Source organism: Actinobacillus succinogenes 130Z (genome assembly GCF_000017245.1).
GTDB lineage: Bacteria > Pseudomonadota > Gammaproteobacteria > Enterobacterales > Pasteurellaceae > Exercitatus > Exercitatus succinogenes.
Genome location: NC_009655.1, coordinates 1,306,669 through 1,331,906, shown reverse-complemented (window position 1 = coordinate 1,331,906; position 25,238 = coordinate 1,306,669). Strand labels below are relative to the sequence as shown.

The window sequence follows — 25,238 nt, the reverse complement described above, 5'->3', positions numbered from 1 at the left end:
TGTTAATTTGACAAAAATATTTTTATTTACCGATATAAACAATGTATTACATAGGAGAGAAAATAAACTTGCTACAAAAAATAAATTTTTTTACTATTCATCAATTTTTAGTTTTTGGTATCTCCGGAATATTGGGATTTGTTGTCGATACGTCAATCCTTTATTTATTTAAAGATTCCTTAGGATTATATCAAGGAAGATTACTATCTTTTACAGCAGCCGTTATTACTACTTGGTTATTCAATCGAACAATTACATTTAAAACTAAAAAAGAACGAAATATCGCTATAGAATTTCTCTATTATTTCTTCGCTATGATTATAGGAGGACTTGTTAATTTAATTTCATACTATATTTCCTTACGTTATCAACTTATAATAACGTATCCTATTTTAGGAGTGGCGATTGGCAGTATCACTGGTATGCTGATCAATTTTATATCATCAAAATGGTTTATTTTTAGGTCTTAACACATGAATATATCTCTTGTTATACCCGTTTTAAATGAAGAAGACACTATTCCGATTTTTTACAGAGAAATTTGTAAATCACCTGATTTAGCATCTTATAATTTAGAACTAATTTTTATTAATGACGGCAGTACCGATAATACACTGTCTGTTTTACAAAACCTGCAATCCGCAATCCGCAATCCGCAATCCGCAAAATATCTCTCAAATTAATTGACTTATCAAGAAATTTTGGAAAAGAAGCTGCTCTTTTTGCCGGTTTAGAAACTGCTAGCGGGGATGTAGTAATACCTATTGATGTTGATCTGCAAGATCCTATTTCTGTCATACCACAACTTATTTCTAAATATCAGGAAGGATTTGATGTTGTCCTTGCTAAAAGAACCAATCGTCCAAGTGATAGTTACCTTAAGCGTAAAACCGCTGAATATTTCTATAAATTACACAATAAAATTTCCACATTAAAAATTGAAGAAAATGTTGGAGACTTTAGATTAATGTCTAGAGAAGTTGTAGATGCAATCATCCAATTACCCGAACGTCAATTATTCATGAAAGGAATATTAAGTTGGGTAGGATTTAATACAGCTATTGTCGAATATACACGAGCTGAACGGGTTGCAGGCAAAACCAAATTTAACGGATGGAAATTATGGAATCTCGCTCTGGAAGGTATTACATCATTTAGTACCGTCCCACTGCGATTATGGACATATATAGGTTTTATTATAGCATCCTTTAGTTTTATCTATGGTTCAGAGCTTATTATTAGAAAATTAGTTTGGGGAAATAACGTCGCTGGTTATCCGTCAATAATGGTTTCTATTTTATTTTTAGGTGGTATCCAACTTATTGGAATCGGAGTTTTAGGCGAATATATAGGACGCATTTATTCAGAAACAAAACAAAGACCAAGATTTATTATTAAAAAACAAAAAAATAGAGAATAAACCATGAAAAGCTATTTGAAATTAATTTACCAAGACTTTATTTCCTGCTTAGAACTGTACAAAAAGGATAATATAAAATATTTTTTCTTTATATTCTTCATATATTTAATAGGATATGCTGCTTTATTAAGAGCTGATTCATTATATATAGATGATATGAGACGTGTTATTGACGGTATTCCTGGATGGGAAAATTTTAGTCGATTTTCATCAAATTTTTTATCTCATTTTTTTCATACGGGAAATTTATTAGTGGATATATCTCCATTAAGTCAATTAATAAGTCTAATATTTCTAAGTCTTAGCTCAATAATCATTGTCAAGCTATTCACAGGAAAACTTACTTATTTCTCATTATTTTCTAGCATAGCTTTAGGATTAAGCCCCTATTATCTAGAAAATATGAGTTATAAATTTGATTCAATTTATATGTCTATAGCTGTATTCTCTACAATCTTTCCATTTTTATTTATAAAAAATACCAGTCTATATCTGATTACTGGAATTTTATCTCTATTATTGATGTTCACTACCTATCAATCAGCAAATAGCATTTTTATAATCATAACAATATGCTATGCCATGAATTTATATATTAATGAGGATAAATCAAAAAATATCATTAAATTTATATTATTATCTGGAGTAATATTTGCCATATCTAGTTTATTATATAAATTATTTATAGTTAATGAAATCAATGCCTATGTGTCATCTTCAGCTCTACCAAGAAGTAAATTAATAGAAGGTGTTATAAAAAATTTCACTATCTATCACAATGATATTTACAATAATTTCAGAACCACTGTTATAGGAAAAATAGGAATAACACTTATAGTATTATTTCCTTTTTTATTAGCAGCCCATACTAAAAAATTTAAAAATTTACTTATAGGTAGTTTAACATTATTATTAGCATATACATTGTCTTTCGGATTATATACAATCTTGGATAAGCCTTTATTCGCAGCTAGAGCGTTTACCGGGATAGGCAGTTTATTTTCAATTATAATAATCTTACTTAGCACATTTAAAATTAAATATATTTTTCCAATATATACTATCCTTATTTTTAGTTTCAATTATTGTTTGCTAACTATATCTAATAGTTATGGAAACATTTTAAAAGCACAAGATTCATTTAATAAAGATAGAGCGATATTACTAATTTCAAATCTTAACAATATTCTACCTAGCAATAAAAATCATACTATATTTATTGAAAGTGGAGCCATTCACTCACCCGAATTAAATTTAGCCAGAAAAGAATTTCCAATACTAAATAAATTAGTCCAAATTAAACTACAAAAAAACTGGGTATGGTCTGCTTCTGCCATATATAAACTTAATACTAAGTTTAATTTTAGTACAAAAAAGTGTACCCAATCTAATAGCACTTTATTAAAAGTTGTAGATTCAATTCATCATAATATTAAAATATATGATAATGATTGTATTGTTGTTAATTACAAATAAATCTATAGTAGAAAATTCTATATTATTAATCATCTACTCATTCTAATTTAAAGTGCGGTCAAAAAATTGAATGTTTTTTCGACCGCACTTTTTATGTCCGTTTATATCAGAATTCGGGCGTTAGGCATGGCGGTTCGCCAGATAGCGTTCCACCGTATCTACAATCGCCTGGGTTTGCGGATCTATTTCGATATTGACTAAATCCCCTATTTCCCGTTTGCCGATCAAGGTACGGTGAACGGTTTCCGGAATCAGATTCACGCTGAATCTGTTGTCTTTCACTTCGCTGACGGTCAGGCTGATGCCGTCGACAGCGATAAAACCTTTGGTCAGAATGTATTTCATCACATCCGCCGTCGGCAGTTCAAACCAAAGCTGCAGATTATTTTCCGACGGAATCCGTTGCACCACTTTGGCGGTACAGTAAACATGCCCGGACAGAATATGTCCGCCCACTTCCGCGCCGAATTTCATCGCCCGTTCGATATTAACGAAATCACCCGCTTTTAATCCGCCGAGATTGGTGATACGCAGGGTTTCGATCATTAAATCAAAACTGACCGAATCGCCGTCGATTTTAACGACAGTCAAACAGACGCCGTTATTCGCCACGGAGGCGCCGATTTCCAAATCCGCCAGCAATTCCTGTGGCATTTTGACGGTATGTGTTCTAAAATTCGCTTTCTCGGTAACGGACTGAATTTGTGCCGTGCCTTGCACGATGCCTGTAAACATAATAAATCTCCAACAAAAAATTGCCCACATTATACTTGATATGAAAAAATTTCTAAACATCGCCGCCTACCAGGAACAAGCTAAACGCCTGGTTTTGCTCGCCTTTCCGATTTTGTTGGCACAAATCGCCCAGAATTCCATGGCATTGGTGGATACCATTATGGCGGGACGGGTCAGCGCAGCGGATATGGCGGCAATTTCCGTGGGGGCATCCGTTTGGTTTCCGTTAGTTTTATTCGGGCAAGGCTTATTGCTCGCCCTGCCGCCGACCATTTCCTATCTGAACGGTTCCGGTCAACGCAATCGTATTGCCCACCATGTGCGCCAAGGGTTATGGATCGTATTATTCGCCGCCGTTCCCATCGCCGCGTTGATTTATCACAGCGATATTATTATCCGGAACATGAATATGGATCCTAAACTCGCAGAAATTACCATCGGTTATTTGCATGCCATGGTGTGGGGGTTGCCGGGGTATTTGCTGCTGGTGAATTTCCGCTGTTTAAACGACGGCATCGCCAAAACCAAACCCGCCATGGTGATTACTTTTTGCGGTTTGTTGCTGAACATTCCCCTGAATTACATTTTTATTTACGGCAAACTCGGCGTACCGGCATTCGGCGCGGTGGGTTGCGGCATCGCCACCGCCTTGGTGAACTGGGCGATGTGCATTATGATGATCAATTACAGCAAACGGGCGAAAAATCAGCGGGATCTCAAAGTGTTTGAGCACCTCATCGAAAAACCGAACTTCGCCACGCTCGGCAAATTGCTGCGCCTCGGTTTTCCCATTGCCGTCGCGCTGTGGTGCGAAGTGGCGTTATTTGCGCTGACCTCGCTGTTTTTATCGCCGCTGGGGACGGATATGGTGGCAAGCCACCAAATCACCCTGAATACCAGCTCGTTTATCTTTATGTTGCCGATGTCCTTAGGTATGGCCACAACGATTTTGGTCGGACAACGGCTCGGCGAAGGTTCGCCGCAAAATGCCAAGAAAGTGTCTTACGCCGCCTTAATGGTGGGGCTGAATATCACCGTGTTGACCGCATTTATCACCGTCACATTCCGGGAGCAAATCGCCTCCGTTTTTGTGAACGACACGAAAGTTATCGCCATGGCAAGTTCGCTGTTATTGCTCGCCGCGCTTTATCAATTTTCCGATACCGTTCAAGTGGTTATCGGCGGTGCGTTACGCGGTTATAAAGATACCAAAGCCATTTTGTATATTACCGTTTTCTGTTACTGGATTATCGGTATGCCGGTGGGTTATACGCTGGCGATGACCGATTTTATCGTCCCGCATTTAGGCGCCGAAGGATTCTGGATCGGTTTCGTCGCCAGCCTTACCACCGCTGCGATCTGTTTAAGCGTGCGAATGCGGAAAATTCAATCCCGCCCGGACGAAGTTCTGCTTGCGCAGCTGGATAAACTGAAATAACCCTGCTGTTCATACTAAATAAAACCCAAAGTGCGGTCATAAAAATCGAAGTTTTTTGAATATCGGATTTATCTTAGCGCGGTCAATGACGCAAAAGAAGCACATCACCGTCGCCGGAGTGCGGAAAGTAAAAAACCGGAATTTTCCGCCCTTAATTTAAATGAAAATAGTTCCCATTAAAGATTGATTAAGGTAACCGTTTTCGCTATACTCGCCCAAAATTTTTCATTGTGATCCGCTCGGGCGTCTTTTTATGCCCGGGTAATCCTTCTCTCATATCATTAGGAACGCCTGCATGAAATTTAGACTAAGCCTGATTTACACCGCACTTTTTACCGGCATCTCTTCCGCCGCCATAGCTGAAACGAGCCAAGCTCATGATGATTTAGAGCAAATCAATGTGGTCACCGAATTGGAAAAAGCCAAAGCGGCGGGCGATAAACAAAAAGATATTGTCAATCTTAGCTTACTCGGCCGTCAAACCGCCTTTACTTCACCTATTTCCGTGGTGAACTACGATGAAAAAGCTTTTGAAAATTCACAGCAACGTAATGTGGTCGACGCCATTTCTAAAGTGGATTCTTCCATTATGAATTTCGGCGGTGAAACCAATACGATTTCCGGTATATACGTACGCGGTTTACAGTTGGACGCCCGTCAAATCACGGTAAACGGCTTACCCGGTCTTTATTCCACCTATAACTCGCCGACGGCCGCCGTCAGCTCCGCCCAATTGATTAAAGGCGCTTCGACAGCGATCGGCGGGATGGATCCGGAAGGCGCGGCGGGTTCTTCAATGAATATCGAAACCAAACGCGCCACCGACGAAGATATCAATAAAATCAGGTTCGGCTGGTTCAGTAATAACCGGTTACAGGAAACGTTCGATTTCGGTCGCCGTTTCGGTACCAACAAAGAATGGGGCGTCCGTTTAAACGGTAAATACCGCGACGGCGATACCGCCCGCAATAATTACGACGAACGTAACAAAGAATTTGCCGTCGGCGTCGATTATCGCGGTGATAAATTCCGGGCCGGTATCGATTATATGTATGCCAAACGGGCGACCCACGGCGGTCGTGCGCGGGTTCAGGATATTCAGAATCTGAATTTCCGTTTACCGGATGCGCCGGACGGTTCGACCAATTTAAGTCCGTATTGGAGCGGTCAAACCACCGAAGATCAAACCATTATGGGTACTTTCGAATATGATTTGCCATACGATATGATGTTATCCGGCGGTTTAGGTTATATGGATTCCCGTTATTACGGTTCCTTCGGGCAAATCCGTATGACAAATACAGACGGCGACTACTCCGTACGTTCCATGCGGGCGATGGATTATCACACCCGAACAACCAGCGGTAACTTAAAATTACAGGGCGAATTCGAAACCGGCTCCGTTTATCACAACTGGAGTCTGGCATTCGATGCCGTCAAACGTCAGCGCGATCATAATCAAAGTTCGACCGCCAAAAGCTTTACCGCCAATATCTATAATCCGGTATTCAGCAGCGGTCAACCGACTTATAGCGCATTAGAACAAGGCACCAACGAAAAATTAGGCAGCTATAGTTTAGCCTTGGCGGATACGGCGGGTTTTGTAAACAATACTATCCGGCTCACGCTTGGTGGTCGCTTTCAATGGATAAAACAACACGACTATTCTACCGACATCAAAGCTCATGAAAACCGCTTCAGCCCGATGGTAACGCTCGCCTACGTCCCTAATCCGGATTTAGTGTTCTACGGCAATTATTTAGAGGATTTGGAACCCGGTTCCGTAGATGAAGATACCGGCGTCATGGCAAAACCGATTGTAAGTAAGCAAATCGAGTTCGGCGTACGCAAAAACTGGCACGAATTGTTTACCACCACCCTCAGTATTTATCAATTATCCCGCCCGGGGATTCATCGTCTAACCGGCGAACAACAAGGAAAAGAGCGTAACCGCGGTATCGAATTTAACGTTTATGCCGACCTGCTTGAAAAATCGCTGCGTCCGTTCTTAGGCGTAACATATAACCGCGGCGAATTAATCGATTATTCACGCTATTCGGACGGTGCGATTATTAACGGCTCGCAAGTCGCCAGTCCGCGCTGGATAATGAAAGCGGGTGTGGAATGGGATACACCGTTTATCAATAATTTAACCTTAAACGCCGCCGTTCAGCATTACGGTAAATCCTATCAGGATTATGCGGAAAACTATGAATTTCCGTCTTACACTACCGTGGATCTAGGGGCGAAATATGTCGCGAAATTAGATACCAAACAAACCCTGACCTTCCGTGTGGGCGTTGAAAATCTATTCGACAAGGCTTACTGGCAGGTACAGCGCGGACGTTACGATCGCAGCTTTGCCGTGCTCGGTATGCCGCGCACTTACTGGGCGAATGTGGAATATTCATTCTAATCATTTGGCGGGCTGGCAAGCCCCCTACCTTAAGAGCGGTTCTCCGCTCTTTTGTCGTTTTTGGAAATCTTTTTATGAACTGGCAAACCGAATTACACAACAGTTTTCCCTGGCTTTTAAAATCACTTTTCTGGTTAATTTCAGGCTTAATTCTGACCGCACTTTTGTTGCGCCGAACCGAATTCGGACGGAAATTCTGGTTAATTACCCGCCCCTGCCTAACGCCGCAAAACCGTTGGAAAAGCTTAGGATTAATCCTTTTACTGCTGGTGTTTATTCTGCTTGAAGTGCGAATCAGTGTGCTGAATACTTTTTTCTACAACGGGCTGTACAGTTCCATGCAGAACAAGGCGGCGGACGCTTTTTGGTTTTTTGCGATGATCAACGCCCTGCTGGTCGGCTTTAAAATTATTCATGCTATTCTGCATTACTTTGTCCGGCAAGTGTTTGAAATTCGCTGGCTGGAAAAATTAAACGAACAAATGCTGAACCGCTGGTTGCAGAACAAAAATTATTATCGCGTGAAATACGAGAAGGATCTGCCCGACAATATCGATCAACGTATCGAACAGGACGCGCGGGAATTTATTACCGGCACCGTAGATCTGGCGGACGGCGTGGTAGGTGCTGTTCTATCCATTATCGAATTTACCGTCATTCTGTGGGGATTGTCGGGCATGCTGGCGCTGTTCGGCATGGAAATTCCGAAAGCGGCGGTGTTTTTCATTTACGGATTCATTATTCTGGCTACCGCCCTTTCCGTATGGATCGGTCATCCGCTGATTAAACTGAATTTTAACAAAGAAAAATTCAACGGGGATTATCGTTATTCGCTGATTCGGGTACGCGACAACGCGGAAAGTATTGCGTTTTACGACGGCGAAAATAAAGAACACGGTCATTTACAGCAAAAATTCCGTGCCGTCATTCAAAATCGTTGGGCGATTGTGCGCCGGATGTTGGGATTGGACGGATTTAACACCGGCGTCACGCAAATTGCCATGATTTTACCGCTGATGTTACAGGCACCGCGCTTTTTCGCCGGCAAAGTAACGCTGGGCGATATGCACCAAACCGTGCAGGCATTTAACCGTCTGATGCGCTCGTTATCATTTTTCCGCCTGTTTTATGAAGAATTCACCCTTTATCAGGCGCGATTAAACCGTTTATACGGCTTTATGAGCAAACTGGATTACCTCGACGAACACCAAATTTCACATCCCGCCGAATGCGGTTCGGGAATTCGTTTAAAAGATTTCGGTTTGTGCGATCAACAAGGCGATCCCTTATTACAGCACATTAATCTCAATTTAAAAGCGGGCGACGCTTTGCTGATTCAAGGCCCGTCCGGTGCCGGTAAAACCACCTTACTGAAAGCGATTGCCGGCATTTATCCGTTCGCCACTTTCGGACAATGCGAACGTCCCTGCAACGCCAATATTCTGTTTCTGCCGCAACGTCCTTATATGCCGCAAGGGTCGTTGCGCGAAGCGATTTGTTACCCTCATATCGCCCCTCATCATCCCGAATTGGAACGCTACATGCATAAATGCCGTTTAACCCATTATATTGCGGCGCTTGATCAGGAAAGCGACTGGCAGGCGATTTTGTCGCCGGGAGAATTACAGCGGGTGGCCTTTATCCGGATTTTCCTTACCGAACCGGATATTGTATTTTTGGATGAAACCACCTCGGCACTGGACGAACCGACGGAATTTATGCTGTATGACAAAATCCGCAAAAAACTACCGAATATGATCGTACTGAGCGTCGGACACCGAGGCACATTGCACCAATTTCACAATCAGGAATTTAATCTCGGCGCCTGCCGGATTGCACAACAAAACGGTTAAAAAACGACCGCACTTTTATATGACGTAACGGAGAAAAGTGCGGTCGAATTTTATGCTGTTTTTATCTCAACCCTACATACACACCGTATAGGGCGCTTTAATCCGAACCGTTTTGCCGCTTACAATAGCCGCCTTAGAGGCGTTTAGATTAACTAACGCGATACCGTGCCAGAATATAAAATTTCGCCGAACCAACCGGTATTACCGAGCCTGACATTATTTTTGCCAAAGAAAAAGGGAGACGGTTTCATGCGTCTCCCTTTACTTATGTCATCGCCGAATTATTCAACGATTAATGTGCGGCATACGTTAGTTGATGTGCCTAGTGCGTCCCCCTGAGTTAATAACACCAAGTCGCCCGACACCAAGAATCCTTTTTCTTTCAACAGATTGACCGCCGCTTTCGCGCTGTGTACGGTGCGGGATTCCTGTTCGAACAGAATCGGCGTTACACCGCGGTATAACGCGCATAAGTTTAAAGTGGATTCGTTACGCGATAAGGCAAAAATCGGTAAACCGGAACTGATACGCGACATTAAACGCGCCGTACGGCCGCTGTTGGTCAAGGTAATAATCGCCGCCACACCTTTCATGTGGTTTGCCGCATACATGGAAGACATCGCTACGGATTCTTCGATAGTGGCGAATTGACCGTCCATACGGTGTTTAGATACGTTGATACTCGGCATTTTTTCTGCCCCCAACGCCACTTTCGCCATAGCCGCCACCGTTTCGGACGGATATTGACCGGCTGCGGTTTCCGCTGAAAGCATTACGGCATCGGTACCGTCCAACACGGCATTCGCGACGTCCATTACTTCCGCACGGGTAGGCATCGGGTTGCTGATCATCGATTCCATCATCTGAGTCGCAGTGATAACCACTCGGTTTAACTGACGTGAACGACGGATTAATTTTTTCTGAACGCCCACTAATTCCGGGTCACCGATTTCCACCCCCAAGTCACCGCGGGCAACCATGATAACGTCCGACGCTAAGATAATATCGTCCATAGCTTCGTCAGTCGCCACGGTTTCCGCACGTTCTACTTTCGCTACGATTTTTGCATCTAAGCCGGCGGCTTCCGCCAATTCGCGGGCATAATTTAAGTCTGCGCTTGAACGCGGGAAAGACACCGCCAGATAATCTACGCCGATACGTGCCGCGGTAACGATATCCGCTTTATCTTTCTCGGTTAATGCGTCCGCCGATAAACCGCCGCCTAATTTATTGATACCTTTGTTGTTTGACAAAGGACCGCCTACCGTTACTTCGGTAAACACTTTCGCGCCGTCCGTAGATAATACTTTTAACTGAACGCGTCCGTCGTCTAACAATAAAATATCGCCCGGCACGACATCCTGCGGTAAAGTTTTGTAATCCAATCCGACCGCTTCCTGATTACCTTCACCTTTCGGTAAATCCGCATCTAAAATAAATTTATCACCGATACTTAAGAAAATTTTGCCTTCTTTGAAAGTGGAAACCCGGATTTTAGGGCCTTGTAAATCACCCAAGATTGCGACGTGTTTGCCTAATTTTTTCGCAATTTCTCGTACTTTATCGGCACGGGCGATATGATCTTCCGGCGTTCCGTGGGAGAAGTTCATACGTACTACGTTTGCACCTGCGGCAATGATTTTTTCAAGGTTGTTGCCTTTGTCGGTCGCAGGTCCCATCGTACATACGATTTTCGTTCTTCTTAATCTTCTAGACATTGATTACTCCGTCAATTGTTTTTTTAAGTGATTATTCTCGCTGGATTCCGGACATACAACTTTTCGCCGCGGAAAAACTGGCGCATATTATACGCTGAAACGCACCTAAGATCGAGATCGAAACATACAAATTTTTTACCGCACTTTAACAATCGCCCGGCTTTCTTACGAAATTAAAAATTTGCTATACTCTTGTTCCGAATTCAATTCTTAATAAGGATATTATCATGTCAAATTCAGTGATTACGGTGATCGGTAAAGACCGCATCGGTATCGTTTACGATGTTGCAAAGATTCTGGCGGAAAACCGAATCAACATCATGAACATCAGTCAACAGTTAATGGACGATTATTTCACTATGATTATTCTGGCGGATACGGCGAAATGTCCGAAATCCTTTTCCGAACTGGCGGAAATATTCACCCGGGAAAGTAAAAATCTCGCACTTGACATTCGTCTGCAGAATGAAGAAATCTTCAGCGCCATGCACCGCATTTAGAGGTAAAAAATGAGTATTCAATCCAATGAAATTCTCGAAACCATCCGTATGGTGGCGGATCAAAATTTCGACGTACGAACCATTACCGTCGGGATCGATCTGCACGACTGTATCAGTTGCGATATTGACGAATTAAATCGAAATATTTACCGAAAAATCACTACCGTCGGTAAAGATCTGGTTGAAACCGCCAACATCCTTTCCGCCAAATACGGCGTACCCATTGTCAATCAACGGATTTCCGTCACGCCTATCGCGCAAATTGCGGCGGCGACTAAAGCGGATTCTTATGTATCCGTCGCCCAAACGCTGGATCGCGCGGCAAAAGCTATCGGCGTATCCTTTATCGGCGGTTTTTCCGCACTGGTGCAGAAAGGTATGTCGCCTTCCGACGAGGTGTTAATCCGTTCCATTCCGGAAGCCATGAAAACCACAGACATCGTATGCAGCTCCATTAATATCGGCTCCACCCGTGCGGGTATTAATATGGACGCGGTAAAACTGGCAGGTGAAACCATTAAACGCACCGCCGACATCACGCCGGAAGGATTCGGTTGCGCCAAAATCGTGGTGTTCTGCAATGCGGTGGAAGACAATCCGTTTATGGCGGGCGCATTCCACGGTGCCGGCGAAGCGGACGCGGTAATTAACGTAGGTGTGTCCGGTCCCGGCGTGGTAAAAGAAGCGCTGGCGAATTCCCATGCCGACACATTGACAGAAGTGGCGGAAGTGGTGAAAAAAACCGCCTTCAAAATCACCCGCGTAGGCGAATTAATCGGTCAGGAAGCGGCAAAAATGCTGAATATTCCCTTCGGTATTCTGGATTTATCTCTCGCCCCGACGCCGGCTATCGGCGATTCCGTAGCCCGCATTTTAGAAACTATGGGGCTGACCGTTTGCGGCACGCACGGTACCACCGCCGCTCTTGCGTTATTAAATGACGCCGTAAAAAAAGGCGGTATGATGGCATCCGGTTCCGTGGGCGGATTAAGCGGCGCATTCATTCCCGTTTCCGAAGACGAAGGCATGATCGCCGCCGCGGAAAGCGGTATTCTCACGCTGGATAAACTGGAAGCCATGACGGCGGTGTGCTCCGTGGGACTGGATATGATCGCCGTGCCGGGCAAAACGCCGGCACATACGCTTTCCGGTATTATTGCGGACGAAGCGGCAATCGGTATGATCAACGGCAAAACCACAGCCGTACGCATTATCCCCGTCACCGGTAAAGACGTGGGGGAAAGCGTTGAATTCGGCGGCTTGCTCGGTTACGCTCCGATTATGCCGGTAAAAGAAGGTTCCTGCGAAATATTCGTCAATCGGGGCGGCCGCATTCCCGCTCCGGTACAATCCATGAAGAACTGATTATCATCGGTTACAGCAAAAGTGCGGTGAAAATTCTTGTCGTTTTTTCACCGCACTTTTTCATTCTCTGATATTTTACTATTATCCCGCTGCATTTGATGTTGCAGCGATTGATTGCATAATAAACATAATTCGCCTATTCGCTGTCACAAGCTAAAACATCCTCAATCCACTTCCGTATTAACCAAATTCTTTTCGGGTTTTTCCGGCTTTAATGCCGCGATTAAATTATCTACCGCACAAGCGACCATATTATGTCTTGTCTCTTCTGTCGCCGAACCTATATGAGGTAATAAAACCGCATTAGGCAAATCTAATAATTCGGAATTTAAAGGTAACGGTTCAACCTCAAAAACATCAAGTCCGGCGGCACGAATAGTTTTATTTTTTAATGCTTCGGTTAATGCGTTTTCATCGACAATTTTACCTCTGCCGCCGTTAACTAAAATGGCGGTCGGCTTCATTAACCGTAATTTTTCTTTTGAAATTAATTTTTCGGTGTTTTTATTTAATGGTAAGGTAATGCAGACAAAATCCGATTTTTTCAATAATTCATCCAATTCGCAATATGTCGCCCGGTATAAAGATTCCACCTCCGTTTTACGTGAAGACGAATGATAGAGTATCGTCATATCAAACCCGCAAAAGGCGCGTTTCGCCACAGCCTGCCCGATGCGTCCCATTCCTAAGATTCCGAGCGTTTTATGGTGAACGTCCGTGCCGTAATATTCACTGCCGATACTTTTATGCCATTGTTTATTACGAATAAAATCGGACAATTCCACCGCTCTTCTTGCCGTCATTAAAATCAACATAAAAATTGTGTCCGCCGTCGTATCGGTTAATACATCGGGAGTATGCATCAAGCGGATATTACGTTGCGTTAACGAGGCGACATTAAAATTATCATAACCGACCGATATGGTGGAAACGGCCTTTAAACGAACTGCCGAATCAAGCGCATCCCCCTTAAAACTTGCACTTGAACCGAGCATACCTTCACATATTTTTAATTTTTCAAACACGTCTTGTCTGTTATATTCATCAATGCCATCGAAATAAAATACATTAAACTCGCGTTGCAAACGAACCAGTTGATCAGCCGGAATCTTTTTATAAACCAGAATATTTTTTTTCATACATAAACCCTAATAATTTCCCAGTTCGATTTGAGTCGGTAAACCTTCATTATCGCCGGAAACTTGAATAACCAGCGAACCGATTTTGTTTCCCCGAAGGACCGCATGTTCCGGCGTTTTACCTTCTAAAAACGCACTAATGACCCCGACCGCAAAGCCGTCTCCCGCGCCGACCGTATCGACCACCTGTTCTACTTTAAACGGCGCAACGATTTTTTGATAACCCTGCCGATCTTTGAAATAAGCCCCTTCGGTACCAAGTTTAATGACGACGAGCCCTACGCCTTGTTCAAGATAAAAATCGGCGATTTCCTCCGCCGAATACAGCCCGGTTAAAATACGGCCTTCTTGAATACCGGGTAAAAACCAATCCGATTTTACGGCAAGACGGTTGATTTTTTCCCGCATAACCTTTTCGTCCCGCCATAAAGAGGGTCTTAAATTGGGATCAAAAGAAATCGTTTTCTTTTTGCTTCGCATGAAATCCGTCAAATAACAAGAAAGCGCATAGGACGACTCGGAAAGCGCCGCGGCCACGCCGGTTAAATGGAGATGACGCGCTTTTTCAAATACCGAAGATACCACATCATCAACAGACATATAACTTGCCGCCGAACCTTTTCTAAAATATTCCACCTTAGGATCTTCACCGTTTTGGGCTTTTTCTTTTAATTGAAATCCCGTAGGGTGAAAATCGTCTATAGAAACCAATTCGGAATTGATGTTTTCTTTATCTAAATATTGCAGAATAAAACGACCGAAAGAGTCGTTGCCTACTCTGCTCATCCAGGTAACGGACAAACCTAACCGGGCCAATCCCGTTGCAACATTTAATTCCGCTCCGGCGGCTCTTTTACTAAATAACGAAATGTTTTCCAACTTTCCGTATTCTTCGGCGACAAACATTGCCATCGCTTCGCCGTAAGTGATCACATCAATTTCATTTTCCATCATTATTTTCCTTGCAGATAAGAAGTTGATTTACGAATAATCAATTCACCGGAATAATAAATCTCTTTTATGTGATGGTTAGGGTTATGTAACCGTTCATACAATAATTGAAATGCGGTCCGCCCCAGTTCAAAAGTCGGTTGTCTTAACGCGCTGATCCCAACACCTGCAATTTCAGTCCATTTAGGATCATCAACCCCCACTAATCCTACATCTTTTCCCCAAACGACATTTAACCGTCTTAATGTTTGGGACACAGTAAGCGTGACGGAGCTGTTGGCCGTAATAATTGCTTTGGGAGCGGTTGGAGAAGATCGCATAAAACGGCATACGCAATTCTCTAATTCCGGTTCATCGGTTATTTCAAATAACTCACCGGTTACCGTTTCGTTCATTTCGATTTTACGCCAAAAACCGACCGCCCTTTCCTTTCTTGAGAGAAGATCACCTATCGGTTCGGTAATAAATAAAAAACGTTCGAACCCCTGCGAATAAAGGTGAGACATTATTTCATCCATTGCCCGGGTATTATCAAGTCCGACAATATCCGCTTTAAAATTATCGATTTTTCGATCTAAAAATACTAAAGGAAAAGGAAATTTAATAAAGTCGTTATAATGTGACGCCGTAGTATGGACAATCGCGCCCTCGACTTGATAACCGATTAAGCTGGATAAAATATCTTCCTCGAGGTTGACATCATTACCCGCATTGAAAACCAGCAACGTATATCCGTTTTTCCGGCAGGCATATTCAATACCCTGCATCACTTCAATAGAGTATGCATTGGTAATATCGGCGACAATTAAGGCAATCAGTTTGGAATTGCCTTTTTTGATGCTTCTTGCCATTAAACTGGGTTGGTAACCAAGTTCCGTTATTGCGGATTTTATACGGGTTTGAATTTCATCCGACAAAATATCGAACTTACCGTTTAAATATCTTGATACGCTTGCTTTACCCACCTTAGCCAGCTTAGCGACATCGTTAATAGACGCTTTTTTATGTTTTTCTCGCATGTCGTTTTAAAGTAAAGTCTCGGACAGTAAAATTTGCGGCACAAAAACGATTAATGACAATGTCAGCAAAATAATCATGATATAGGGCATTACGGCTTTAAAGGATCTATCGATAGGCAATTCGCCGATCACACTGGCGATCAACAAACATAAACCGTAGGGCGGAGTGACTAAACCTATCGACAATGTCACTATCACCAGGATACCTAATTGGACGGAATCAATCCCCATGGACTGTGCGACGGGATAAATCACCGGTACAAATAAAACCATTGCCGGAATGGCGTCCATAAAGGTTCCGACGAACAAAAAGAACAACACCACTAACCCTAAAAATATATATCGGCTTCCGCCTATACCGTTAAAGAAATCCACCACCATCGCATTGATTTTGAAATAACCTAAAAATTCGCCTAATGCCGAAGCGGCCGCTAATGCAAACAGCGATAAACAGCTTAATTTTAAGGTATCGACCAGAATAACCGGTAAATCTCCGAAGGTGATCGTTTTGTAGTAATAAACGCTGACAAAATAAGCATAAATGGCGGAAAACGCCGCCGCTTCCGTCGGTGTGAAAATACCGAAAACGATACCGCCGATAATGATTAACGGTGTGAACAATGCGGGCAGAGAATCTTTAAATAATCGTAAGAACAATTTCAACGGTAATTTTTCTTCTTTCGGTAAATGTTGTTTAACGGCCACATAGTAAATAAAGAGCATCATACCGATACCGATAGTAAGTCCCGGAATAATACCGCCTATAAACAATTTACCTACGGACGTATTGGTCAGACCGCCGTAAATTACCATAGTAATACTAGGCGGAATAATACTACCGATTGTCGAGGACGCCGCCGTGACGCCCACCGCCATTTCCTTACTGTAACCGCGTTCGATCATCTGGGGAATTAAAATTTTCCCCATGCCGGCGGTATCGGCTTGAGACGAACCGCTTACGCCGGCGAACAACATCGATACCATAACGTTTGCATGCCCTAATCCGCCCGGACAACGCCCGACTATTCCTAAAGAAAAGTTAATCAGTTTACGTGAAATATTACCTTGATTCATAATACTGGCGGTGAGAACAAACAAAGGTACCGCCAGCAACACATAGGAATTTAAACCGTAAAACATCTTCATCGGTATCATGGTCGGTGGTACGCCCGGAATCATATGAATACCGATAAGCGCGGCAATCGCAATCGAAAATGCAATAGGAATACCGATAATGATTAATGTAATAAATAAGCCGGTAATAAATAAAATTGTCATAACGGGTTCCTTATGAATTTTTATCACGTATTAATTTATTAATTTGCTTAATTGAGTCTTCTATCACATAAATTATCATGGTCATAAAAGTAATAGGTAAAACCAGCCAAACGTATCCTTGTTTAAACTGAGGAATAGATACCCACTTTGAATTCCAAAATGCTTGGGTGATTTCACTGCTGTAGACAAAACATAATGCACAGAATGTGATTAAAATAATGTTTTGAAAAATAATCAGAAAGGCGGATTTTCTGTCCGACAGATAAGATGCCAGAAAACCGAAGCTAAAATGCTGTTTTTGTCTGACCATTACCGCCGCCCCCAGCATCATCGCCCAAATAAAAGTATTAACCGCCAGTTCTTCCGTCCAGGTAGCGCTGATCCCCAAATACCGCGTACTTACCTGCAACAGGGTGGCTATAACAAAAATAACCAGAAATATAGCCCCCAGTATTAACTGCACTTTTTCTATGTAATTAATAATTTTTTGCATAGCCGCCCCTCACAACCGATTATCGGATAGCTCTGATTTTTTCAAGAATATCCGTCATGTTATTGTCTTTTGCCCATTTGTCTTGAATAGTTGTCGCAATCTCGGCAAAAGGTTTCACATCCGGCGTATTGACCACCGCGCCGTCAGCGATTGCTTTCTCTTTATACTGGGATTCTTCGGTATAAATGGCGTTTCTTTCCGCTTTAGTCGCTTCCTGAACCGCGTTTTGCAATACCGTTTTTTGTTCGTCGGTTAATTTATCCCACGTACTTGCTCTTACCAACAGAAGTCGGGTGGTATAATCATGGGCGGTTTCGGAAATAAATTTACCGTTTGCGGTTTTGTGATGTTCCATCGGCACAAGATACGGATAAGCATTTTCGGCGCCGTCCACCACATTACTGGCTAACGCCTGATAAAGTTCCGCCCAAGCGACGGAAGTCGGAATAGCCCCGACGGCCGACCAAAAATCGGAAACCACGCCTGAAGTCTGCGTTCTGATTTTTAATCCTTTCGCATCGGCTAAACTATTAATGGGTCTTTTACCGTACCAATGACGGACGGCCGCACTCCAATATGCGATGACGCGGTATTTATTACCTGATTTTTCATAAATAATATCGGACAGTTTTTTACCTATTTCACCGTCAACTACCGCTTCCCAGTGCTTATAATCATTGAACAGATATAACAGAGAGAATAAATCCACTTCATTAATGCCTGCCGAAGTCATGAAGCCCGGAGACACCAACACGATATCCGCGCCGCCTAAAACCAATTTTTCGACAAGTTCGTTTTCGTTTGTACCGATGGTTCCGGCGTGTACCTCCACTTCAAACTGCTTATCGGCTTCGGCCGCTTCTTTAAGTTTATTCATACCCGATTGGTACGGGCTGGTGATATTGGTTTGATTATGTGCGGCAACAATTTTCACCGTCCGGTTATCTGTCCCCGAATCATTACAACCGGCGAGAACAACTGACATTAAAAGTAAGAATATTTTTTTCATAAGATACCTCATAAAAGAAAATTAGCGGTCGTTTTTTAGACGAATCCAATATAGTCTGAAATCGGTTTCATAAAAATAGTCTTATACGAATAATGTGAACCGGATCACAGAATATTTATCGTGATCACCGCAGATTTCGCCTGACTTCACAGGTGATTATCAAAACGGGTAAATCTACCCTAACCGTGACAGCAAAAGTGCGGTGAAAATTCTTGTCGTTTTTTCACCGCACTTTGCTCGTCTAAGGGTATGACGGGATAAATTCCGTCCTACTTTTCTACGTCCTTCCACCAATTTTCCCGGAATTTCGGACTGTCCGTCTCACGGTCTTCGTCAAAATAAAATACTTCGCCGATTTTCGGAGTAAACAAATTGAAATGCGCCTCGCGGGCATGCTCATAAACCGTTTGCAACGGCGCGCGCCAGTCATGGCGGCCCAAAGCGAACTTGGAATGATGTACCGTCATTAAACGCTTCGGATGTAACTCTTTCACGGCCTGCACCAGTTGCTCCGGCATAATATGAATATTCGCCCAATCCCGATTATACTGACCGTTTTCCAGCAAAGCCAAGGTAATGTTATAGCGTTCGCCGATTTCCCGATAAATCGGATCGTAACCGCTGTCGCCGCCGATATAAACGGTTTCCGTCGGGGTTTCCAGCATAAAAGACGACCACAGGGTTTTATCCCGCCGCAATCCTCTGCCGGAAAAGTGACGCGCCGGAAGTGCGGTCATCTTAAAGCCGGTTTTTAAAACATATTCGTCCCGCCAGTCCAGTTCGATGATGTTATCTGCCGGATAACCCCAATATTCCAAATGCGCGCCTACCCCAAGGGAGGTTATCACTTTCTCTTTCATTTTCGGCTGCAATTGAATGACGGCGTCATAATCCAGATGATCCCAATGATCATGGGTAATTACCAAATAATCGAATTCCGGCATATCCGCAGGCCGATAAGCGTCCGTCCCCCGAAACATTTTATTGGCGAAAGACAAAGGCGAACCGGAAACCAACACCGGATCCACTAAAAACCGCGTACCGTCCGACTGAAGCAAATAAGAGGAATGCCCGAACCATACGATAAAATTTTTATCCGCAGGTAACGCCTGCAAATCCGTTTTCACTACAGGCAAAGGCCGGCTCGGCACCAAATGTTCCACATGCTGAAATAAAAAATCGTACCAGATTTTCCATAAAGGCTTATCCGTCGTTTGTACTTCCGTGGGCAGCCGGTTATGAAATTTACCGTCGCGATAATTCGCCGACTGTTCTATACGCGCCAAACGTTCGCCGGACGGGTGCTGCCCGAAAGGCTTGCTATGCATAAAAACGGTAATAGCTAAAACAGCGAGAAGAATCAAACCTAACAATGCAGACACACAGTATTTCAAAATATTCATGAATGATAAGAGATGTGTAAAAAGTGCGGTCATTATAGCAAAAGAATTTTTGTAATAAGCGCGGAAATAATGAATTGATTATGAACCGAAAACGAATAATCCGGCGGAAAACAACAGCGATCGGTTTTTATCGTCTTCAATGCCGCAAAAACAGACCAAAAACCGACCGCACTTTTTATAATGACGGATTAATACCCTAAAGTTTTACCGTCCGGATTACGGGGATCGGAATAACCGTAAAAACCTTCGCTGTCCGCCTGAATAATCTGGATCCGTCCCATCGGAGCCTTCTCTTTAACGGTGTACCCCATGCCTTTCAGCAACGTTAAGGTATCCGGGCTCAGTCCTTCCTCGACCCGCAGTTCGTCCGGCAACCACTGATGGTGCACACGCGGTGCGACAATGGCTTCCGCCGGATTCATACCGTGGTCTATAGTGTTCAGAATACTTTGCAGCACGGTAGTAATAATCCGCGCACCGCCCGGGCTGCCGGTAACCAGCCAAGGTTTATTGTCTTTCACCACGATAGTCGGCGTCATTGAAGAAAGCGGACGTTTTTTCGCAGCGATAGCATTGGATTCGCCGCCGATTAAACCGTATGCGTTGGCGACACCCGGTTTGGCGGAGAAATCGTCCATTTCGTTATTCAGCAGAATTCCCGTGCCTTCCGCCACAATACCGGTGCCGAAATTGGTATTCAGAGTGTAAGTCACCGCCACGGCATTACCTTGTTCATCCATCACGGAATAATGCGTGGTTTGGTCGCTTTCATAAGGCTGCGGTTTGCCCGGTTTGATGTCGGAAGCGGACTTGGCGGCATTGTATTTAATGCCGCCGATTAGTTCTTTAGCGTAATCTTTCGATACCAATCCCTGCACCGGCACTTTCACGAAGTCCGGATCGCCCAGATATTCGGAACGGTCGGCATAAGCCAGTTTCATGGTTTCCGCCAAGGTGTGGATGGTTTTCGCACTGTTTGCGCCGTATTCCGATAACGGATAATTTTCCAGCATATTCAGAATCTGCACCAAATGTACCCCGCCCGAACTCGGCGGCGGCATGGTGATCACTTTATAACCGCGATAATTTCCTACAATCGGCTGGCGTTCCAGCGCCCGATAATTTTTCATGTCGTCAAGGCTGATCAACCCGCCGTGTTTTTCCATTTCAGCGACGATCTTATCGGCGATATCGCCTTCATAAAACGCTTTAGCCCCTTGGTCGGCAATTCGTTTCAGCGATTCGGCCAAATCCTTTTGCACCAATAATTCGCCGGCGGTAAGCGGTTTGCCGTCCTTAAAGAAAATCTTTTTGCTGCTTTCCCATTTACCAAGGGTTTCTTTTTCGGTTTGCAGGGTTTTCGCCAACGTCAGACTGACGGGAAATCCCTCTTCCGCCAATTTTATAGCGGGCGCCAACACTTTTTCCAGCGGTAGCGAACCCCATTTTTTCAGGGCGTATTCCATCCCCGCCACAGTGCCCGGTACGCCTACGGCAAAATGGGTGTAGAGCGATTTACCGTCCGCCACGTTGCCTTTATCGTCCAAATACATATCTTTGGACGCTTTAAGCGGAGCCATTTCACGAAAATCCACAGTAAAATCCTGCCCGGATTTAGCATCGTGTAGCACCATAAAACCGCCTCCGCCGATATTACCCGCATTCGGCAGCACCACTGCCAGCGCAAAACCGACGCCCACCGCCGCATCCACCGCATTACCGCCCTGTTTCAGAATGTCCAGCCCTACTTGCGTGGCCAGTTCCTGTTCGGAGGCGACCATACCGTGCTTGCCGTAAACCGGATGAAAAATATCGTTCGCGCTGTCGTAACGCTGTGCGGCGACTGCCGCCGCATTAGACTGCACGGCAGGTTGAACCGCTTGCGCCGAAGCGGACGCGGCAGCCAACGATACCGCCACAGCCAAGGTACTTAATAAGAAAGGTTTGATGAAGTGTTTGTGCATAATAATTTTCCTTCTTGTAAGATTGCCGAATTTGACAATCTGTTTGAGATTATGTGATCGATTCGTGAAACGCAAGACTGCATTAACCCAAACGCCGCATCATTTAAATCACTTTGCTGAAAATGCAAAAAGTGCGGTCAAAAACGTGTTTGTTTTTGACCGCACTTTAAATTAACGTCGGATTATTGCTAATTCGCTATTGGATCAACAAATAAAAATTGCTGTCGCCACGGACAATATTTAAAGCGACGGCGGACGGTTTATCGTCTAAAATTTTGCGTAAATCCGCAATATTCGCTACGGATTGACGGTTAACGCCGATAATCACGTCACCGGCTTTTAAACCGCGTGCCGCCGCCGGCGAATTGGCTTTCACATTTTTAATTTCAATACCGTCTTTGCCGTTGTGCAGTTCCGCGCCTTCTAAAGCGGCAATCGCTGCGCCTTCGGAGGTATTATTTTGCGCCTGCTTGCCGTCTTCCGCCTGTAATGTGACGTTCACTTTTTCCGTTTTGCCTTCGCGTAACAAAGTTAATTCCAACTGTTTGCCGGCACCGGACGTAGCGATTTTGGCACGTAATTCGGCAAAGCTGGAAATACGCTGACCGTTTAATTCGGTGATCACATCGCCCGCTTTAATACCGGCTTTTTCCGCTGCCGAGCCCGGCATGACTTCACTGACGAACGCACCGCGTTGCGCATCTACATTGAACGCTTTCGCCAAATCGGCATTGAGTTCGCCGCCTTTAATACCCAATTGACCGCGTCTGACCTCGCCGAACTCGATAATTTGCTGCACCAGATTATTCGCCATATTGGACGGAATAGCAAAGGCGATCCCCGCGTTGCTGCCGCTCGGTGAAATAATGGCGGTATTGATACCGATTAACTCCCCGTTTAAATTCACCAACGGACCGCCGGAGTTTCCTTGGTTCACCGCCGCATCGGTTTGAATATAGTTTTCATAGGCGCCGCTGTCCGAACCGGTGGAACGTCCCAAAGCGGAAATAATACCCGATGTCGCCGTTTGTCCGACCCCGAACGGGTTACCGATCGCTACAGCGAAATCCCCCACCCGTAACTTATCACTGTCCGCCAACTTCACGGAAGTCAGCTTACTCGGATTTTCGATTTGCACCAACGCCACGTCGGATTGGGAATCTTTACCCAGCACTTTGGCCTTAAATTCGCGACCGTCGTTCAATGCCACGGTGATTTTGTCGGCACCGTCGATAACGTGGTTATTGGTAATCACATAACCTTTTTCCGCGTTAATAATTACACCGGAACCTATACCTCTGAATTTACGCGACGGAGACTGACGGCTACCGAAAAAATCATCCCCGAAGAAAAAGCGGAATTCTTCCGGAATATCGAATTTGCGCTGATTGGCTTTTTGCGTACCTTCTACCGAAATGGACACCACCGCCGGCAACACGCGTTCCAACATCGGTGCCAGACTGTTCGTCATCATCGGTGCCGGCATCGCGGCATTTTCCACCAACGGCGGCAAATCCGCCATACTAACGGTTGAAGCTAAACTCAATGCTAATGCCGTTAAGGTAAATTTTACGTTTCTTATTTTTTTCATTATTTCCTTCCTAAATAAGAGAATTAATACACCTGATTCGACAAAATATATGGGGGAATGTTCGAGGAAATTCAAGAGAGAAAAAAGTGCGGTCAAAATTCAACCGATTTTTTGACCGCACTTTTAAGCCGTTCATTTTCTTTGCTTGTGCAAAGAAAACGAACCAAAAGAAACACACCCCGACTTCGACGCTTTTCTTCGCTTGGTTGAAATTTGCTTAACGGAAAATAAGTAAACTCGCTTCGCTCAGACAAACTTATTTTCCTACAAATTTCAAGTCGCTCAGGCGTCTTAGACGGGGAGTTATACCAATCTAATAAAAACATCCGAATTTTTAACCGCACTTTTTAGTTTTACCCTTGATAGTGCGCGTCTCCTGATGTGGGTTTAAATCACGAAAAAGGCACGCGTCGGGAGGATTTTTGACTGCACTTAAGGATGAGATGATATAGAAAAGTTATTAGGTTTCGTCGTCTTTGCCGTCGCGGTTTTTCATATTTGAGAAAATATTAGCCAGGATCGGGCCGGACACATTGTGCCAAAAACTGAACACCGCGCTCGGCACCGCGGCCAGCGGATTAAAATGCGCGGCGGCTAATGCGGCGCCCAAACCGGAATTCTGCATCCCGACTTCAATGGAAACGGCTTTGCTGTCTGCAGTATTCAAGCCAAGTAATTTTGCGGCACTGAACCCCACCAGGTAGCCCAAGCAGTTATGTAGCACCACTACGCCGAAAATTAACAAACCGGATTCCACGATTTTATCTTTGCTTACCGCCACCACAGCCGCCAGAATCAGTACGATGGAAATTACGGAAATCAACGGCATGGTTTGGCTCATTTGGGCGATTTGTTTTTTGAACAGTGCGCGTACGATTAAGCCCAGGAAAATCGGAAACAGCACCATTTTCAGCACGGAAACGAACATCGCCGCGGCATCGATTTCCAACCACTGACTCGCCAGCACATAGAAAATAATCGGTGTCAGCAAGGGAGCTAATAAAGTGGAAATCGTGGTACAAGCCACGGATAAAGCGGTATTGCCTTTGGACAGATAAGTCATGACGTTAGAAGACGTGCCGCCCGGACAGGATCCCACTAAAATGACGCCGATGGCCAAATCCGCCGGCAGATTAAAGACTTTCGCCAAACAAAAAGCGATGACGGGCATAATCAGAAATTGTCCGATTACACCGATTACTACGGATTTCGGATGTTTGAATACTTCGCCGAAATCATTGAAAGTCAGCGTAATGCCCATACCGAACATCACTAAACCGAGCAAATACGGAATGGCATCTTTCAACGGTTTGAACGTGTCGGGGAATTGAAAAGCCAGGTAAGCGAAAACCAATACCCACAAGGCGAAAGTTTTGCTGAAGAAACGAGTAATTTTTAGCAATGTCTGCATAGTTAATCCTTAGGATGATAGTTTTACGACATATTAAGTACAAGCCAATGTGTCGCTTC

Annotated in this window: 21 protein-coding genes and 1 pseudogene; 10 read left to right on the top strand and 12 right to left on the bottom strand. The window is 44.0% G+C overall.

All coding sequences use genetic code 11. The annotated features are described in order from the left end of the window. Nucleotides 1–41 precede the first annotated feature (41 nt). The 5 genes and pseudogenes from ASUC_RS06185 to ASUC_RS06175 all read left to right on the top strand — a co-directional run bounded on the left by ASUC_RS06185 (nt 42) and on the right by ASUC_RS06175 (nt 2,896). Nucleotides 42–470 (top strand): GtrA family protein, encoded by a 429-nt coding sequence (locus ASUC_RS06185; RefSeq protein WP_012072919.1) that lies wholly within the window; start codon nt 42–44, stop codon nt 468–470. 3 nt (nt 471–473) lie between these two features. After that, nucleotides 474–683, top strand: coding sequence for a glycosyltransferase (locus ASUC_RS11360; protein ID WP_281256850.1), 210 nt, complete (start codon nt 474–476; stop codon nt 681–683). Continuing rightward, nucleotides 638–931: pseudogene (locus ASUC_RS11355) on the top strand (glycosyltransferase); the annotation flags it as partial. The gene ASUC_RS11360 and the pseudogene ASUC_RS11355, both read left to right, overlap by 46 nt. A 36-nt stretch (nt 932–967) precedes the next feature. After that, nucleotides 968–1,420, top strand: coding sequence for a hypothetical protein (locus tag ASUC_RS11350; protein ID WP_245822122.1), 453 nt, complete (start codon nt 968–970; stop codon nt 1,418–1,420). A 3-nt stretch (nt 1,421–1,423) separates the two neighbouring features. After that, nucleotides 1,424–2,896, top strand: coding sequence for a glucosyltransferase domain-containing protein (locus tag ASUC_RS06175; protein ID WP_012072918.1), 1,473 nt, complete (start codon nt 1,424–1,426; stop codon nt 2,894–2,896). 120 nt (nt 2,897–3,016) lie between these two features. On the opposite strand, the gene ASUC_RS06170 is transcribed toward ASUC_RS06175, so the two are convergent. Beyond that, nucleotides 3,017–3,631 (bottom strand): riboflavin synthase, encoded by a 615-nt coding sequence (locus ASUC_RS06170; protein ID WP_012072917.1) that lies wholly within the window; start codon nt 3,629–3,631, stop codon nt 3,017–3,019. A 40-nt stretch (nt 3,632–3,671) separates the two neighbouring features. Between ASUC_RS06170 and ASUC_RS06165 the strand changes: the two genes are divergently transcribed. The 3 genes from ASUC_RS06165 to ASUC_RS06155 all read left to right on the top strand — a co-directional run bounded on the left by ASUC_RS06165 (nt 3,672) and on the right by ASUC_RS06155 (nt 9,338). Further along, nucleotides 3,672–5,069, top strand: coding sequence for an MATE family efflux transporter (locus ASUC_RS06165; RefSeq protein ID WP_012072916.1), 1,398 nt, complete (start codon nt 3,672–3,674; stop codon nt 5,067–5,069). Between the two features lie 295 nt (nt 5,070–5,364). Further along, the gene (locus ASUC_RS06160) at nt 5,365–7,485 is read left to right on the top strand and encodes a TonB-dependent receptor (protein WP_012072915.1); all 2,121 of its coding nucleotides are present in this window, start codon (nt 5,365–5,367) and stop codon (nt 7,483–7,485) included. A gap of 74 nt (nt 7,486–7,559) precedes the next feature. After that, nucleotides 7,560–9,338, top strand: a complete 1,779-nt coding sequence (locus tag ASUC_RS06155) for an ABC transporter ATP-binding protein/permease (protein WP_012072914.1) — start codon at nt 7,560–7,562, stop codon at nt 9,336–9,338. Nucleotides 9,339–9,619: 281 nt separating this feature from the next. Here ASUC_RS06155 and pyk read toward each other — a convergent pair whose 3' ends face one another. Then, a complete protein-coding gene (pyk, locus tag ASUC_RS06150; RefSeq protein ID WP_012072913.1) occupies nt 9,620–11,056 on the bottom strand; it encodes a pyruvate kinase in 1,437 nt (478 codons plus the stop codon). Between the two features lie 227 nt (nt 11,057–11,283). On the opposite strand from pyk, the gene ASUC_RS06145 reads away from it, so the two are divergent. Beyond that, on the top strand, nt 11,284–11,556 hold the full coding sequence (locus ASUC_RS06145) for an ACT domain-containing protein (RefSeq protein ID WP_012072912.1): 273 nt from the start codon (nt 11,284–11,286) through the stop codon (nt 11,554–11,556). 9 nt (nt 11,557–11,565) lie between these two features. Beyond that, nucleotides 11,566–12,921, top strand: a complete 1,356-nt coding sequence (locus tag ASUC_RS06140; RefSeq protein ID WP_012072911.1) for a PFL family protein — start codon at nt 11,566–11,568, stop codon at nt 12,919–12,921. 164 nt (nt 12,922–13,085) lie between these two features. Here ASUC_RS06140 and ASUC_RS06135 read toward each other — a convergent pair whose 3' ends face one another. The 10 genes from ASUC_RS06135 to ASUC_RS06090 form a co-directional block, all read right to left on the bottom strand. Then, the gene (locus tag ASUC_RS06135) at nt 13,086–14,060 is read right to left on the bottom strand and encodes a 2-hydroxyacid dehydrogenase (protein WP_012072910.1); all 975 of its coding nucleotides are present in this window, start codon (nt 14,058–14,060) and stop codon (nt 13,086–13,088) included. A 9-nt stretch (nt 14,061–14,069) separates the two neighbouring features. Further along, on the bottom strand, nt 14,070–15,014 hold the full coding sequence (locus ASUC_RS06130; RefSeq protein WP_012072909.1) for a sugar kinase: 945 nt from the start codon (nt 15,012–15,014) through the stop codon (nt 14,070–14,072). Continuing rightward, entirely contained in the window at nt 15,014–16,030 is a 1,017-nt protein-coding gene (locus tag ASUC_RS06125; RefSeq protein WP_012072908.1) for a LacI family DNA-binding transcriptional regulator, read from the bottom strand. Before ASUC_RS06125 ends, ASUC_RS06130 begins: the two co-directional genes overlap by 1 nt. A gap of 6 nt (nt 16,031–16,036) precedes the next feature. Further along, nucleotides 16,037–17,308, bottom strand: a complete 1,272-nt coding sequence (locus tag ASUC_RS06120; RefSeq protein ID WP_012072907.1) for a TRAP transporter large permease — start codon at nt 17,306–17,308, stop codon at nt 16,037–16,039. 10 nt (nt 17,309–17,318) lie between these two features. Then, nucleotides 17,319–17,801, bottom strand: a complete 483-nt coding sequence (locus ASUC_RS06115; RefSeq protein WP_012072906.1) for a TRAP transporter small permease — start codon at nt 17,799–17,801, stop codon at nt 17,319–17,321. A 19-nt stretch (nt 17,802–17,820) separates the two neighbouring features. Further along, a complete protein-coding gene (locus tag ASUC_RS06110) occupies nt 17,821–18,810 on the bottom strand; it encodes a TRAP transporter substrate-binding protein (RefSeq protein ID WP_012072905.1) in 990 nt (329 codons plus the stop codon). Nucleotides 18,811–19,079: 269 nt separating this feature from the next. After that, on the bottom strand, nt 19,080–20,192 hold the full coding sequence (locus ASUC_RS06105; protein WP_245822086.1) for an MBL fold metallo-hydrolase: 1,113 nt from the start codon (nt 20,190–20,192) through the stop codon (nt 19,080–19,082). A gap of 209 nt (nt 20,193–20,401) precedes the next feature. After that, the gene (gene ggt / locus ASUC_RS06100) at nt 20,402–22,177 is read right to left on the bottom strand and encodes a gamma-glutamyltransferase (protein WP_012072903.1); all 1,776 of its coding nucleotides are present in this window, start codon (nt 22,175–22,177) and stop codon (nt 20,402–20,404) included. Between the two features lie 196 nt (nt 22,178–22,373). Then, a complete protein-coding gene (locus ASUC_RS06095; RefSeq protein WP_012072902.1) occupies nt 22,374–23,768 on the bottom strand; it encodes a Do family serine endopeptidase in 1,395 nt (464 codons plus the stop codon). A 460-nt stretch (nt 23,769–24,228) separates the two neighbouring features. After that, nucleotides 24,229–25,179, bottom strand: coding sequence for a bile acid:sodium symporter family protein (locus ASUC_RS06090; protein ID WP_012072901.1), 951 nt, complete (start codon nt 25,177–25,179; stop codon nt 24,229–24,231). Nucleotides 25,180–25,238: the final 59 nt, after the last annotated feature.